This is a genomic window from Streptomyces bullii, from assembly GCF_042657145.1.
GTDB lineage: Bacteria > Actinomycetota > Actinomycetes > Streptomycetales > Streptomycetaceae > Streptomyces > Streptomyces bullii.
The window spans coordinates 211,149-226,185 of record NZ_JBHSNY010000006.1 but is presented as its reverse complement, the minus strand read 5'-3'; the positions used below and the strand labels follow the sequence as shown (position 1 = coordinate 226,185).

At 71.6% G+C, this 15,037-nt stretch carries 12 protein-coding genes; 10 read left to right on the top strand and 2 right to left on the bottom strand.

From position 1 onward, the window contains the following. Positions 1–5: 5 nt before the first annotated feature. Entirely contained in the window at positions 6–1,925 is a 1,920-nt protein-coding gene (locus ACFPZJ_RS18530) for a molybdopterin oxidoreductase family protein (RefSeq protein WP_381022553.1), read from the bottom strand. Beyond that, complete coding sequence (locus tag ACFPZJ_RS18525) at positions 1,922–2,893, bottom strand: 2-dehydropantoate 2-reductase (RefSeq protein ID WP_381022551.1); 972 nt, start codon at positions 2,891–2,893, stop codon at positions 1,922–1,924. Before ACFPZJ_RS18525 ends, ACFPZJ_RS18530 begins: the two co-directional genes overlap by 4 nt. Before the next feature lie 218 nt (positions 2,894–3,111). Between ACFPZJ_RS18525 and ACFPZJ_RS18520 the strand changes: the two genes are divergently transcribed. From ACFPZJ_RS18520 to ACFPZJ_RS18475, 10 genes are all read left to right on the top strand, one after another. Then, a complete protein-coding gene (locus tag ACFPZJ_RS18520; RefSeq protein ID WP_381022548.1) occupies positions 3,112–4,449 on the top strand; it encodes an OFA family MFS transporter in 1,338 nt (445 codons plus the stop codon). After that, complete coding sequence (locus ACFPZJ_RS18515; protein WP_381022547.1) at positions 4,418–4,573, top strand: MFS transporter small subunit; 156 nt, start codon at positions 4,418–4,420, stop codon at positions 4,571–4,573. Before ACFPZJ_RS18520 ends, ACFPZJ_RS18515 begins: the two co-directional genes overlap by 32 nt. 172 nt (positions 4,574–4,745) lie before the next feature. Further along, a complete protein-coding gene (locus ACFPZJ_RS18510) occupies positions 4,746–5,693 on the top strand; it encodes a beta-ketoacyl-ACP synthase III (protein WP_381022544.1) in 948 nt (315 codons plus the stop codon). 149 nt (positions 5,694–5,842) lie between these two features. Continuing rightward, positions 5,843–6,520, top strand: a complete 678-nt coding sequence (locus ACFPZJ_RS18505; RefSeq protein ID WP_381022542.1) for a GntR family transcriptional regulator — start codon at positions 5,843–5,845, stop codon at positions 6,518–6,520. A gap of 1,050 nt (positions 6,521–7,570) precedes the next feature. Further along, positions 7,571–8,752 (top strand): ROK family transcriptional regulator, encoded by a 1,182-nt coding sequence (locus tag ACFPZJ_RS18500; RefSeq protein ID WP_381023437.1) that lies wholly within the window; start codon positions 7,571–7,573, stop codon positions 8,750–8,752. 115 nt (positions 8,753–8,867) lie between these two features. Further along, positions 8,868–10,385, top strand: coding sequence for a sugar ABC transporter ATP-binding protein (locus ACFPZJ_RS18495; protein WP_381022539.1), 1,518 nt, complete (start codon positions 8,868–8,870; stop codon positions 10,383–10,385). Then, positions 10,382–11,398 carry an ABC transporter permease gene (locus ACFPZJ_RS18490; protein WP_381022537.1) on the top strand — a complete coding sequence of 339 codons (1,017 nt, stop codon included), beginning with the start codon at positions 10,382–10,384 and terminating at the stop codon, positions 11,396–11,398. Before ACFPZJ_RS18495 ends, ACFPZJ_RS18490 begins: the two co-directional genes overlap by 4 nt. A 17-nt stretch (positions 11,399–11,415) precedes the next feature. Beyond that, on the top strand, positions 11,416–12,465 hold the full coding sequence (locus ACFPZJ_RS18485; protein WP_381022534.1) for a substrate-binding domain-containing protein: 1,050 nt from the start codon (positions 11,416–11,418) through the stop codon (positions 12,463–12,465). Positions 12,466–12,734: 269 nt separating this feature from the next. Next, on the top strand, positions 12,735–13,979 hold the full coding sequence (locus tag ACFPZJ_RS18480; protein WP_381022532.1) for a Gfo/Idh/MocA family protein: 1,245 nt from the start codon (positions 12,735–12,737) through the stop codon (positions 13,977–13,979). Positions 13,980–13,993: 14 nt separating this feature from the next. Continuing rightward, complete coding sequence (locus tag ACFPZJ_RS18475) at positions 13,994–14,992, top strand: sugar phosphate isomerase/epimerase family protein (RefSeq protein ID WP_381022530.1); 999 nt, start codon at positions 13,994–13,996, stop codon at positions 14,990–14,992. Positions 14,993–15,037 lie beyond the last annotated feature (45 nt).

Sequence of the window (15,037 nt, the reverse complement as noted above, 5' to 3'; positions counted from 1 at the left end):
TTGCGTCACCTCACGATGGTCGCCACGGGGAGCTTCTCGATCCGGATCGCCGACGCCTTGAACTCCGCCGTCCCCGCGATCGGGCAGTTGGCCTCGATCGTCAGCTGGTTGGTGTCCACCTCGTCGGGGAAGTGCATGGTCATGAAGGCGAGCCCGGGCCGCAGCGCGGTGTCGATCCACACCGGCGCCACCACCGATCCGCGCCGGGAGGTGACCTGGACCTCCTCGCCGACGACGACCCCGTACCGCTCGGCGTCCTCCGGGCACAGCTCGATGTACTCGCCGCGCCGCAGGGGCGAGGGGTAACCGCCGCTCTGCACACCGGTGTTGTACGAGTCGAGGCGCCGGCCGGTGGTGAGCCGGATCGGGTACTCCTCGTCCGTGAGGTCGACCGGCGGATCGTGGTGCACGATCCCGAACGGCGCGGGCCTGCCGCGTGCGGCCGGATCCGTCTCCCACAACCGGCCGTGCAGATAGGGCGGTTCGAGCCGCTCGGTGCTGCGGCACGGCCACTGGATGCCCTGGTGCTCCTCCAGCCGCTCGTACGTCATGCCGTGGTGGTCCGGAGAGACGGACCTGAGCTCGTTCCAGACGGACTCGGCGTCGGCGTACTTCCAGTCGTGGCCGAGGCGGGCCGCCAGGTCGCAGATGATGTCGATGTCCTCGCGGGCCTCGCCGGGCGGGGTGACGGCCTTGCGGACGCGCTGGACCCGGCGCTCGCTGTTGGTGGTCGTGCCCTCGGTCTCCGCCCACCCGGCGGTCGCGGGCAGCACGACGTCCGCGAGTTCGGCCGTCTTGGTGAGGAAGATGTCCTGCACGACGAGGAAGTCCAGGGCCCGCAGCCGCCGTACGGCCTGCTCGCTGTCCGCCTCCGACTGCGCCGGGTTCTCGCCGATGCAGTAGACGGCCTTCAGGGTGCCGTCCTCCATCGCCTCGAACATCTCCGTCAGGTTCAGCCCGTAGTGCGGCTGGATGACGGTGTCCCAGGCCGACTCGAACTTCAGCCGGGTACTGGGATCGAGGATGTCCTGGAAGCCCGGCAGCCGGTTGGGGATGGCGCCCATGTCGCCGCCGCCCTGCACGTTGTTCTGGCCGCGCAGCGGCTGCAGCCCGGAGCCGTAGCGGCCGACGTGGCCGGTGAGCAGGGACAGGTTGATCAGGGCGCGTACGTTGTCGGTGCCGTTGTGGTGCTCGGTGATGCCGAGGGTCCAGCACAGCTGGGCGCGTTCGGCGCGGGCGTAGGCGTGCGCCAAGTCCCGTATGGCGGCGGCCGGTACGCCCGTCACCTTCTCGGCGAGGGTCAGCGTCCACGGCTCGACGAGCTGCACGTACTCCTCGAAGCCGGTCGTGGCCCGCTCGATGAACGCCTGGTTGGCCAGGCCCGCGTGGATGATCTCCCGGCCGATCGCGTGCGCCATCGGGATGTCGGTGCCGACGTTGAGCCCGAGCCAGCTCTCCGCCCACTCGGCGGTGGAGGTGCGGCGCGGGTCCACCGCGTACATCCGGGCGCCGTTCCTGATGCCCTTCAGCACGTGCTGGAAGAAGATCGGGTGCGCGAAGCGGGCGTTGGAGCCCCACATCACGATGACGTCGGTGTGCTCGATCTCCTCGTACGACGACGTCCCGCCGCCGGAGCCGAAGGCGGCCGACAGGCCCGCCACGCTCGGCGCGTGACAGGTGCGGTTGCAGGAGTCGACATTGTTGGTGCCCATCACCACGCGGGCGAACTTCTGCGCCACGTAGTTCATCTCGTTGGTGGCGCGGGCGCAGGAGAACATCCCGAACGCGCCGCGATTGCGGGCCAGGCCGCGGGCGGCCCGTTCCAGGGCCTCGTCCCAGCTCGCCCGCCGGAACGGCTCGTCGCGCGTGTCCCTGATCAGCGGATGTGTGAGCCGGGTGTAGGTCTTCGGTCGGCGCTTCCTCATGCGGCGCTCCTCAGTGCGAGCAGGTCCGAGATGGCGTGCACGGTGCGCAGCGTGGGCACGTCCACGCCGGTGATGTCCGCCAGTTCGACGACGGCCGCGAGCAGCACGTCGAGTTCGAGCGGCTTGCCGCGCTCCAGGTCCTGGAGCGTGGAGGTGCGGTGGTCCCCGACCCGTTCGGCGCCGGCGAGGCGGCGTTCGATGGAGACGCCGACCCGGCAGCCGAGGGCCTCGGCGACCGCGAGCGTCTCGGTCATCATCGTCTCGATGACCCTGCGGGTGCCGCCGTGCCGGCACATCTGCCGCATGGTGGCGCGGGCCAGCGCGCTGATCGGGTTGAAGGAGATGTTGCCGAGCAGCTTGACCCAGATGTCATTGCGCAGGTCGGGTTCGACCGGGCACTTCAGGCCGCCGGCCAGCATGGCCTCGCTGAAGCGCACACAGCGCGCCGAGACACTGCGGTCCGGCTCGCCGATCGAGAAGCGGGTGCCTTCCAAGTGGCGGACGATGCCCGGCCCTTCCAGCTCGGTCGCCGCGTAGACGACGCACCCGACGGCCCGTTCGGGCGCGAGCACCGCGCTGACCGCGCCGCCCGGGTCGACGCTCTCCACCCGGTGGCCGTCGTAGGGGCCGCCGTGCCGGTGGAAGTACCACCAGGGAATGCCGTTCTGGGCGGCCACGACGGCCGTGGTGCCGTGCAGCAGCGGTTCGATCAGCGGCCCGCACGCCGCGTACGAGTTGGCCTTCAGGCCCAGGAAGACGTAGTCGGCCGGCCCGATCTCAGCCGGGTCGTCGGTCGCGTGGGGGTGCGCGGTGAAGTCGCCGCGCGGACTGCGCACCCGCACTCCGTGCTGCCTCATGGCCGCCAGATGCGGTCCACGGGCGATGAGATGCACCTCGGCACCGGCGCGGTGGAGCGCGGCACCGACATAGGCACCGATGGCACCGGCGCCGAGAACTGCGACTTTCACGGGAACGCTCCGTTCGGTTTGAGGGATACCGCGGAGGTGGTGGTCGGCTGGACGAGACTGTCCCGAAACTGTCGACGAAATATTGTCTACAGTATGGAGCAAGGTGCAGCAAGGGTGTGCGCACAGCCGACCGTTCGGCGCACCCTGGATACCGCTCACCGCATACGGTCGACGCGCGTCTTCTCAACTCCCGTACCGCTGCCTACCGTCCGGGGTCCATGAGTCCCCCCGTCGCACCCCCGGGCTGGAGCCGCTGGCTCGTTCCGCCCGCCGCGCTCTCCGTCCACCTCTCCATCGGCCAGGCCTACGCCTGGAGCGTGTTCAAACCGCCGCTCGAGTCCGCGCTCGGCCTCAGCGGCACCCAGAGCGCGCTCCCCTTCCAGCTCGCCATCGTCATGCTCGGCCTGTCGGCCGCGTTCGGCGGCACCCTCGTGGAGCGCAACGGACCGCGCTGGGCGATGACCGTCGCCCTGGTCTGCTTCTCCTCCGGCTTCCTGGTCTGCGCGCTCGGCGCGGCGGCCGAGCAGTACTGGCTCATCGTCCTCGGCTACGGCGCCGTCGGCGGCGTCGGTCTCGGCATCGGCTACATCTCGCCCGTCTCCACACTGATCAAGTGGTTCCCGGACCGGCCCGGCATGGCGACCGGCATCGCCATCATGGGCTTCGGCGGCGGCGCGCTCATCGCCTCGCCCTGGTCGGCGCGGATGCTGGAGGCGTTCGGAGCCGACAGCACCGGCATCGCGCTCGCGTTCCTCGTGCACGGGCTGTCGTACGCGGTCTTCATGCTGCTGGGCGTGCTGCTGGTGCGGGTGCCCCGGACCGCCGCACCCGTCGAGGGCGCGCCGAGCGCTCTCGCGGGCCCGCAGGTCTCGGCCCGCGGCGCGGTGCGCACCCCGCAGTTCTGGTGCCTGTGGATCGTGCTCTGCATGAACGTCACGGCCGGCATCGGCATCCTGGAGAAAGCCGCCCCGATGATCACCGACTTCTTCGCGGACACCTCGACGCCGGTGTCGGTGACGGCCGCCGCCGGGTTCGTCGCGCTGCTGTCGGCGGCGAACATGGCCGGCCGGATCGGCTGGTCCTCGACGTCCGACCTGATCGGCCGGAAGAACATCTACCGTGTCTACCTCGGCGTGGGCGCGCTGATGTACGCGCTCATCGCACTGTTCGGCGACTCCTCCAAGCCGCTGTTCGTGCTGTGCGCGCTGGTGATCCTCTCCTTCTACGGCGGCGGCTTCGCGACGGTCCCCGCGTATCTGAAGGACCTCTTCGGCACGTACCAGGTCGGCGCCATCCACGGGCGGCTGCTCACCGCCTGGTCCACCGCCGGAGTCCTCGGGCCGCTGATCGTCAACTGGATCGCCGACCGGCAGGAGGAGGCGGGGCGGCACGGCGCGTCCCTCTACGGCCTGTCCTTCGTGATCATGATCGGGCTGCTCGTCGTCGGGTTCGTCGCCAACGAGCTCGTCCGGCCCGTCCACCCCCGCCACCACGTCCCCAGCCCCGCACCGAAGGAGACCGCCGATGGCCGGCGCCAGCAGCCCGAGTCAGCCTAGCCCGGTTCCGCCCGGCCCGAGCCGCCGGGGGCTGATCGCCTTCGCCTGGCTGTGGGTGGGCGCGCCGCTCGCCTACGGGCTGTACGAACTGGTCCGCAAGGCCACCCAGTTGTTCACCGGGTGAGCGGAGGCGGCCGTGAGGCGGCTGCGCGCAGTGACGGCCCGGGCGCCCGTGAGGGTGACGGAAGCCGACAAGCCGGGCGCTGGATTCCTGTCACTTCACCTGCCGTCGTACCCGTGAGTCACTGATCAAACTGGTGAATCCCGCTATCCAAGGCAACGAGGGGGATCCACCCATGAACGGCTCGCGCATCGCCGCAGTCGGCCACTACCAGCCCGCCCGGGTGCTCACCAACGAGGACCTGGCGGGCATGGTCGACACCAGTGACGAGTGGATCACGAGCCGGGTGGGCATCCGCACCCGCCGCATCGCCGGTCCCGACGAGCCGGTCGACGAGCTGGCCTTCCACGCCGCCGCCAAGGCCCTCGCGGCGGCCGGACTGGCGCCCGCGGACATCGACCTGGTGCTGGTCGCCACCTCCACCGCCGTCGACCGCTCGCCCAACATGGCCGCCCGGGTCGCGGCCCGCCTCGGGGTGCCCTCGCCCGCGGTGATGGACGTCAACGTGGTGTGCGCGGGCTTCACCCACGCCCTGGCCACCGCCGACCACGCCGTCCGCGCGGGCGCGGCCCGCCGGGCACTGGTCATCGGGGCCGACAAGATGTCCGAGGTGACCGACTGGTCCGACCGCACCACCTGTGTGCTCGTCGGCGACGGGGCGGGCGCCGCCGTGGTCGAGGCCTGTGCCCCGTACGCCGAGGCCGGGATCGGGCCGGTGCTGTGGGGCTCGGTGCCGGAGATGGGGCACGCGGTGCGGATCGAGGGCACGCCGCCGCGGTTCGCGCAGGAGGGGCAGAGCGTGTACCGCTGGGCGACCACGAAGCTGCCGCCCATCGCGCGCCGGGCCTGCGAGCGGGCGGGAGTGGCGCCGGAGGAGCTCGCAGCGGTGGTGCTGCACCAGGCCAACCTGCGCATCATCGAACCCCTCGCCGTCAAGATCGGCGCCGTGAACGCCGTCGTCGCGCGCGACGTCACCGAGTCGGGCAATACGTCGGCCGCGAGCATCCCGCTCGCGTTCTCCAAGCTCATCGAACAGGGCGCGATCACCAGCGGCGACCCGGTCCTGCTCTTCGGCTTCGGCGGGAACCTGTCGTACGCGGGCCAGGTGGTCCGCTGTCCCTGAGGGGCCCCGCGGGTGTGACGCGGCCAACTCGCCGTTTCCCTGGCCTTTGTGCGCCGTAGACTGTAGACGAAAGACAATCGACTGCCGGCTCTGCGGTGACAGGGACTTCCCGCCTGCTGTGCACGGCCCTGCCGAGGAGGGGGACCGCGATGTTGTCGACAGGACTGCCCCAGGGGGCGGTACCCAAGCTCGAACGGCCCGGCCCGCTGCGCGACCGTGTCTACGAGGCGCTGCTCGAACTCATCACCACCCGCGCCCTCCAGCCCGGACAGCACCTCGTGGAGAGCGAGCTCGCCGGGCACCTCGGGGTCTCCCGGCAGCCGGTCCGCGAGGCGCTCCAGCGGCTGAACACCGAGGGATGGGTCGATCTGCGGCCCGCGCAGGGAGCGTTCGTGCACGAGCCGACGGAGGAGGAGGCCGACCAGCTCCTGACCGTGCGTACGCTGCTGGAGGCCGAGGCGGCGAGGCTCGCCGCGGCCCACGCGGACAGCGCGGGCATCACGGCCCTGGAGGAGCTGTGCGCTCAGGGCGAGGAGGCCGTCGCCGCCGACGACGTGGACGGGGCCGTCGCCATGAACGCCCGCTTCCACGCGAAGATCATGGAGCTGGCCGGCAACGCGGTCCTCGCCGAACTCGCCGCCCAGGTCGACCGACGCGTGCGCTGGTACTACACGCCGGTGGCCCGGCAGCGCGGACAGCAGTCCTGGATCGAGCACCGTGAGCTGATCGCCGCGATCAGGGCGCGAGACGAACACCACGCCACGCAACTGATGCGCGCCCACACGGAACACACGCGGCGGTCCTACCACGAGAGGGCTCGGTCTTAGCGGGGTTCGTCGTAGCAGGGGTCGGTCGTAGCAGGGGGCTGGTCGTAGCCGGGGACGCGGCGGGTGGTGACGGGGTCCTGGGTGACCGCTGCCGCTTGTGCGGGTGTGGGTGGGTGGGTCTTGCGGGGTGTGGGTGCGTGGCACGGTCGGTGGGTCGGTCGCGTGCCGCGCGTGCTGTGAGCGACCGCGGTGGGAGCGCTGTGGCCGCGGTGGGAGCGCTGTGTCCGCGGGGTTTGCGGCAACGCGTCAGCGGGGGACGACGGGTTCTGCCGCGCCGCGCCGGCGACTCAGGTGCCGCTTGTGCGCTCGCGTGACGAGCGGCGGCTGTGGTCGGGCGTCGCGGGGCGTCGGCTGCACGGCGGGCGGTGCCGGACGCGTGTGGCTTCTGCGCTCGCGCGCCGCTCGTGCGGCGAGCCGTGGTGGATGCGTCGCCGAGGGGCGGGCGGCAACGGGTTCCCCGGGTGTGACGGGCTCGTGCGCGGGGCGCGCCGCGCCCGGTGGGTGAGTGGCCGGCGCCGGGTGCGTTCCGTGGCGGGTGGGTGAGCGGCGGGCGCCGGGGGCGTTCCGTGGCGGGTGGGTGCGTTCCGTGGCGTGGGCGCGTGCCGCCCATGTGGTCAGTGACCGCCCAGGGAGCGCTGTCGTCCTGAGTGGGACCACCGGTGGGCAGGCGTGCGGACTCGTGTGCGGACCGCGCCGGGTTCGTGGGCGGGCGGTGCCGGATGCCTGCCGCGCTTGCTGCGGGAGCGCCGGCGCCCTGGCGCCGAAGCCACCGCATGCCTGTGCCGGGGCGCCTGCCCACTGAACGCCCGTCGTCTCCCTGCGCGTCGGCCTGGACGACGCCGAGGGAGCGGCCCCCATGCGCCAACCCCGCCTCCGCTCACGGCTGGTCAGCATCTTTGTCCTGTGAGTGGAAAAAGTCGTCGGCAATTCGTGCACGACTTCTTCCCAGTCATGGCGGCCACTGCTACGTTCCCTTCGAAAGCAAGCCACGGAAGTGGCCGGAAACCGGCGCGCACAGGCCGTTGGGGCGGGGAGGGGCTCGTGAGACGCATGACGGCGCGACCCGCTAACGCCCATCAGGCCAAGCTGCTCAGGCTGCTGCGCGACGGCGGCCCCAACTCCCGTGCTCAGCTGGGCGACCAGGTCGACCTGTCCCGGTCCAAGCTGGCCGTGGAGGTGGACCGGCTGCTGGAGACGGGGCTGGTGGTGGCCGACGGACTCGCCGCCTCGCGCGGCGGTCGCCGCTCCCACAACGTACGGCTCAACCCGCAACTGCGCTTCCTCGGCGTGGACATCGGCGCGACCTCCGTCGATGTCGCCGTCACCAACGCCGAACTGGAGATCCTCGGGCACATCAACCAGCCCATGGACGTCCGCGAGGGGCCGGTCGCGGTCTTCGAGCAAGTCTTGTCCATGGCGGCCAAGTTGCGGGCCTCGGGCCTCGCGGAGGGCTACGACGGCGCCGGCATCGGCGTCCCGGGCCCGGTCCGCTTTCCCGAGGGCGTCCCCGTGGCCCCGCCGATCATGCCCGGCTGGGACGGCTTCCCCGTACGGGAGGCGCTCAGCCAGGACCTCGGCTGCCCGGTCATGGTCGACAACGACGTGAACCTCATGGCGCTGGGGGAGCAGCACGCCGGCGTCGCCCGCACCGTCGCCGACTTCCTCTGCGTCAAGATCGGCACCGGCATCGGCTGCGGCATCGTCGTCGGCGGTGACGTCTACCGCGGTACGACGGGCAGCGCGGGCGACATCGGGCACATCCAGGCCGTGCCCGACGGCCGCCCCTGCGCATGCGGCAACCGGGGCTGCCTGGAGGCCCACTTCAGCGGGGCGGCCCTCGCCCGCGACGCCACGGAGGCCGCCCAGCAGGGCCTCTCCGCCGAACTCGCCTCCCGGCTGGAGACGAACGGCACGCTCAGCGCCGTCGATGTCGCCGCCGCGGCCGCCGCGGGCGACGCCACCGCGCTCGACCTGATCCGCGAGGGCGGCAACCGCACCGGCCAGGTCATCGCCGGCCTGGTCAGCTTCTTCAACCCGGGCCTGGTGGTGATCGGCGGCGGGGTGACCGGTCTCGGCCACACCCTCCTCGCCGCGATCCGCACCCAGGTCTACCGCCAGTCACTGCCGCTGGCGACCGGCAACCTGCCCATCGTCCTGGGCGAGTTGGGCCCCACCGCCGGAGTCATCGGCGCGGCCCGCCTCATCAGCGACCACCTGTTCTCACCCGCGTAAGCACGTACCCCCGCACGGCCACACCAGCACAGCGCCTCCGTTCTGCCCTGCTCCGAACACGCCTGCACCACCAGCGCCCTGACACCGGCCCGCACGCCCGCCGAGGGGAAATCGCATGGCATCAGAACCACCTCTGCTCAGCATGTCCGGCATCACCAAGTCGTTCCCCGGAGTCCGGGCCCTCGACGGCGTCGACCTCGCGGTCCAGGCCGGCGAGGTGCACTGCCTGCTCGGCCAGAACGGTGCCGGGAAGTCCACCCTCATCAAGGTGCTGGCCGGCGCCCACCAGCCCGACGACGGCACCATCCGCTGGCGCGGCGAACCGGTCACGCTCCGCTCACCCATCGCCGCCATGCGTCTCGGCATCGCCACCATCTACCAGGAACTCGACCTGGTCGAGCACCTGTCGGTCGCCGAGAACGTCCACCTCGGCCATGAGCCGACCACCGCCGGCTTCGTCGTACGAGGCAAGGCCGCACGGTCCTCGACGGCCGCACTGCTGCGACGACTCGGACATCCCGAGATCGATCCCGCCCGGCTGGCGGGGGAACTGTCGGCGGCGCAGCAGCAGATCGTGTCCATGGCGCGGGCGCTCTCCCACGACGTACGGCTGATCGTGATGGACGAACCGTCCGCCGCCCTCGACCCGGACGAGGTCGACAACCTGTTCCGTATCGTCGGCGACCTCACCGCCGACGGCGTCGCCGTCGTCTACATCTCGCACCGCCTGGAGGAGATCCGCCGCATCGGCGACCGGGTGACCGTCCTGAAGGACGGCCGGGCCGTGGCCGGCGGACTGCCCGCCAAGTCGACGCCGACCCGCGAGGTGGTGGCGCTGATGACGGGGCGGAACGTGGAGTACGTCTTCCCGGACCGGCCCGCCGCGGCGCCGGGCGGCACGCCCGTCCTGGAGATCAAGGGGCTCGGGCGGGAGGGCGAGTTCGAGCCCTTCGACCTGGAGGTGCGCCCCGGAGAGATCGTCGGGCTCGCGGGGCTCGTCGGCTCCGGCCGCTCCGAGATCCTGGAGACCGTCTACGGAGCACGCAAGCCGACGACCGGCCAGGTCCTCGTCGGCGGCCGGCCCTTGAAGCCGGGCAGCGTGCGCGCCGCCGTACGCGCCGGGCTCGGGCTCGCCCCCGAGGAACGCAAGGCGCAGGCGCTGCTCATGCTGGAGTCCGTCACCCGCAACGTGTCGGTGTCCTCCCTGTCCCGCTTCTCCCGAGGCGGCTGGATCGACCGCCGCGCCGAGTTCGGCGCGGCCCGGGCCGCGACCCGAGAACTGTCCCTGCGGCCCGACAACCCGGCCGTGCCCGTACGCACCCTGTCCGGCGGCAACCAGCAGAAGGCCGTGCTGGCGCGCTGGCTGCTGCGCGGCTGCCGGGTGCTGCTGCTCGACGAACCCACCCGCGGCGTCGACGTCGGCGCGCGCGCCGAACTGTACGCGGTCGTACGGCGACTGGCCGACGAAGGGCTCGCCGTGCTGCTGGTCTCCAGCGAGGTGTCCGAGGTGCTCGGCCTCGCCGACCGCGTCCTGGTGCTGCGCGAGGGCCGGGTCGTCCACACGGCACCGGCCCGCGCACTCGACGAACACCGCGTACTCGACCTCGTCATGGAAGGAAGCCCGGCGTCATGACGCAGCCCGTCTCCCCGCCGCGGGGCAGCACCGACAAGGTGCCCCAGGCCCAGCCGCCCGCCTGGCGCGGCCTGATGGCCCGCGCCGACGTCCGCACCCTCTCCCTGCTCGGTGTGCTCGCCGTCCTGGTCCTCATCGGCGGGATCACCAAACCGGACGAGTTCCTCGACACCCGCAACCTCCAACTCGTCCTGACCCAGGCCTCCGTGATCGGTGTCGTCACCGTCGGTATGACCTTCGTCATCACCTCCGGCGGCATCGACCTGTCGGTCGGCGCCATCGTCGCCCTCGCCTCGGTGTGGGCCACCACCGTCGCCACGCAGGAGTACGGCTTCGGCGGCATCCTGTTCACCGCGGTCGTCGTCGGGGTCGGCTGCGGCTTGGTCAACGGGCTGCTCATCGCCTACGGCGGGATGGTGCCGTTCATCGCCACGCTCGCCATGCTGGCCTCGGCGCGAGGACTGGCGTTGCAGATCACCGACGGCAGGACACAGATCGTCACCGTCCCGAGCGTCCTGGACCTCGGGGAACGCGACGCGTACGTGCTCGGCGTGCCGCCGCTGGTGCTGGTGTTCGCCGTCGTGACCGTCATCGGCTGGCTGGTGCTCAACCGCACCACCTTCGGGCGCCGCACGGTCGCCGTCGGCGGCAACGCGGAGGCCGCCCGCCTCGCCGGCATCGACGTACGCCGCCAGCGGCTGTACCTCTACCTGCTGTCCGGGCTGTGCTGCGGCATCGCCGCGTTCCTGCTGATCGTCCTGTCCGGCTCCGGCCAGAACACCAACGGCAACCTCTACGAACTCGACGCCATCGCCGCCGCCATCATCGGCGGAACGCTGCTCAGCGGGGGCCGCGGCACCATCACCGGCTCGGTGCTCGGCGTCCTGATCTTCACCACGATCACCAACATCTTCGCCCTGAACAACCTGCAGAGCGACGTCCAGCAGATCGCCAAGGGCGCGATCATCGTCGCCGCCGTGCTGGTCCAGCGCCGTACCGCGAGCACGACCTGAGGAAAGGGTTCACCGCCATGACACAGCTCACCAGTCGCAGAGGACTGCTCTTCGGGACCGCCGCCGTCGGGGCGGGTGCCCTCCTCGCGGGTTGCACGAGCAACGAACCGAGCGACTCCGGCAACGACGAGCCCGCGGCGAACGACCAGCCCGCCGCCGACGCCAAGCCCGGCAAGCCCGTCACCATCGGCTTCGCCGGCCCCCAGGCCGACCACGGCTGGCTCAACGCCATCAACGACAACGCCGAGAAGCGCGCCGGGAAGTACGCGGACGTGACGCTGGAGATCACCGAGGGCTCCAACGACACCGCCCAGCAGATCGGGCAGATCGAGACCCTCATCAACAAGAAGGTCGACGTGCTGGTGGTGCTGCCCGCCGACGGCAAGGCGCTCACCCAGGTCGGGCTGAAGGCGATGCGCGCGGGCATCCCGGTCGTCAACCTCGACCGCGTCTTCAACAGCCCCCAGGCGTACCGCTGCTGGATCGGCGGCGACAACTACGGCATGGGCCTGAACGCCGGCCATTACATCGGCGAGAAGCTCAAGGACAAGCCGAACGCCCGCGTCATCGAACTGGCCGGACTGGACAACCTGGAGCTGACCAAGCAGCGCACCCAGGGCTTCGACGACGCCTTGAAGAACTATCCGAACATCAGGAAGGTGGCCCGCCAGGCCGCCGAGTTCACCGTCGAGTCCGGGCAGGCCAAGATGGCCCAACTGCTCCAGGCCCAGTCGAAGTTCGACGCGCTGTGGAACCACGACGACGACCAGGGCGTCGGCGCCCTGCGCGCCATCGAGCAGGCCGGACGCGACGACTTCCTCATGGTCGGCGGAGCCGGCGCCCTGTCCGCGTTCCAGGCCATCAAGCAGGACAACGGGGTGCTCAAGGCGACCGTCCTGTACCCGCCGACCATGGCCGCCTCCGCGATCGACCTCGCCCGCGCCCTCGGCCAGGGCAAGGGTGTCGGCGGCCTCGCCGAGTACGAGATCCCGGCGTCGATCACGCTCTACTCGGCCGTCGTCGACAAGACCAATGTCGACCAGTACATGTCCACCGGCTTCAAGTGAGGAGCCCGGCCCCTGGGGGCACGTCCGGCGGATCACACCGCAATGGCGGGGCTTGTCACGCCCGTCCGCGGCGTTGTCCTCGGTCGCCGACGCTTCGCGTCGACTCCCTCCTCCGCCTTTCAGATGGACGCACCAAGCCCCGCTCACCCGCGACGCAAGTCACGGTCCCTCGGAGCCGGCCTGATCCGCCGGACAGCCCCCAGGCCTGACCAGCCCACCGGGGCGGGACCCACCCCCCACCGTGCCACGACGACGAGGAGGACATCCGCATGGGACAGCCGCAGCAGCAAGAGGGGACGGAGACGCGGACGGAGACGGGGACGGACGCGGGGTCGGACACGGGGAAGCCACCGCTGCGCGTCGGCATGGTCGGCTACGCCTTCATGGGCGCCGCCCACTCCCAGGGCTGGCGCACCGCCGGCCGCGTCTTCGACCTGCCGCTGAACCCCGAGCTCGCCGTGATCTGCGGCCGGGACGCCGGCGCCGTGCGCGCGGCGGCCGACCGGCACGGCTGGGCGGCCACCGAGACCGACTGGCGTGCCCTGGTCGAACGGGACGACGTCGACCTCGTCGACATCTGCACCCCCGGCGACAGCCACGCCGAGATCGCACTGGCCGCCCTCGCCGCCGGCAAGCATGTCCTGTGCGAGAAGCCCCTCGCCAACAGCGTCGCCGAGGCGGAGGCGATGACCCGGGCCGCCGAACAGGCCCACGGGCGCGGCCAGGTGGCGATGGTCGGCTTCAACTACCGCCGCGTCCCGGCCACCGCGCTGGCCCGCCGCATGGTCGCCGAGGGGCGCCTGGGCCGACTGCGGCACGTGCGGGTGGCCTACCTCCAGGACTGGCTGGTGGACCCGCAGTTCCCGCTGACCTGGCGGCTGCGCAGGGAGCAGGCGGGCTCCGGCTCGCTCGGCGACCTCGGGGCGCACATCGTCGACCTCGCGCAGTACCTGGTGGGCGAGCCGCTGGCGGGCGTGTCCGCCCTGACGGAGACCTTCGTACGGGAGCGGCCGCTGCCCGGCGGGCCCACGAGCGGGCTGTCCGCCGTGTCGACCGTGGGCACGGGGGCGGTCACCGTCGACGACGCCGCCCTGTTCACCGGCCGCTTCGCCTCCGGCGCCCTCGCCTCCTTCGAGGCCACCCGGTACGCCACCGGCCGCAAGAACGCCCTGCGCATCGAACTCAACGGCGAACGCGGCTCGCTCGCCTTCGACCTGGAGCGGCTCAACGAGCTGTCGTACCACGACGGCACCGAGCCCGGGGGGCACGCCGGCTTCCGCCGCATCCTCGTCACCGAACCCGACCACCCCTACCTGGACGCCTGGTGGCCGCCGGGCCACGGCCTCGGCTACGAGCACACCTTCGTCCACCAGGCGCGCGACCTGGTCCACGCCGTCGCCGAGGGCCGCAGGCCCGATCCCTCCTTCGCCGACGGGCTCCAGGTGCAGCGCGTGCTCGCGGCGGTCGAGGAGAGCGCCGAGAAGAACTCCGTCTACACGCCGATCGCAGCCTGAGGAGGCCACACCCGATGCCGCGCACCTTCACGCTGTTCACCGGCCAGTGGGCGGACCTGCCCCTGGAACAGGTCTGCCGCCTGGCCCGCGACTTCGGCTACGACGGTCTCGAACTCGCCTGCTGGGGCGACCATTTCGAGGTCGACAAGGCCCTCGCCGACCCGTCGTACATCGACTCCAAGAAGGCACTGCTCGACAAGTACGGCCTGAAGTGCTGGGCCGTCTCCAACCACCTGGTCGGCCAGGCCGTCTGCGACGCCATCATCGACGAACGCCACCAGGCCATCCTGCCCGCCCGCATCTGGGGCGACGGAGACGCGGAAGGCGTACGGCGGCGCGCCGCCGCCGAGATCAAGGACACCGCGAGGGCCGCCGCCGCCCTCGGCGTCGACACCGTCATCGGCTTCACCGGCTCCGCCATCTGGCACCTGGTCGCCATGTTCCCGCCCGCGCCCGAGTCGATGATCGAGCGGGGCTACCAGGACTTCGCCGAGCGGTGGAACCCGATCCTGGACGTCTTCGACGCCGAGGGCGTGCGGTTCGCGCACGAGGTGCACCCCAGCGAGATCGCCTACGACTACTGGACGACGGTCCGCGCCCTGGACGCGGTCGACCGCCGGCCGGCCTTCGGCCTCAACTTCGACCCGTCGCACTTCGTCTGGCAGGACCTCGACCCGGTCGGCTTCCTGTGGGACTTCCGCGACCGGATCTACCACGTCGACTGCAAGGAGGCCCGCAAGCGCCTCGACGGACGCAACGGCCGCCTCGGCTCCCACCTGCCCTGGGGCGACCCCCGGCGCGGCTGGGACTTCGTCTCCGCCGGGCACGGCGACGTCCCCTGGGAGGACGTCTTCCGGATGCTGCGCTCCATCGACTACCGGGGCCCGGTCTCCGTCGAGTGGGAGGACGCCGGCATGGACCGGCTCCAGGGCGCACCCGAGGCGCTGACCCGCCTCAAGGCCTACGACTTCGAGCCGCCGTCGGCCTCCTTCGACGCGGCGTTCGGCAACTGACCCCCGTCGCAGGGCTCGTCGAGCCCTCCGTCAGCTCTCCGGGAT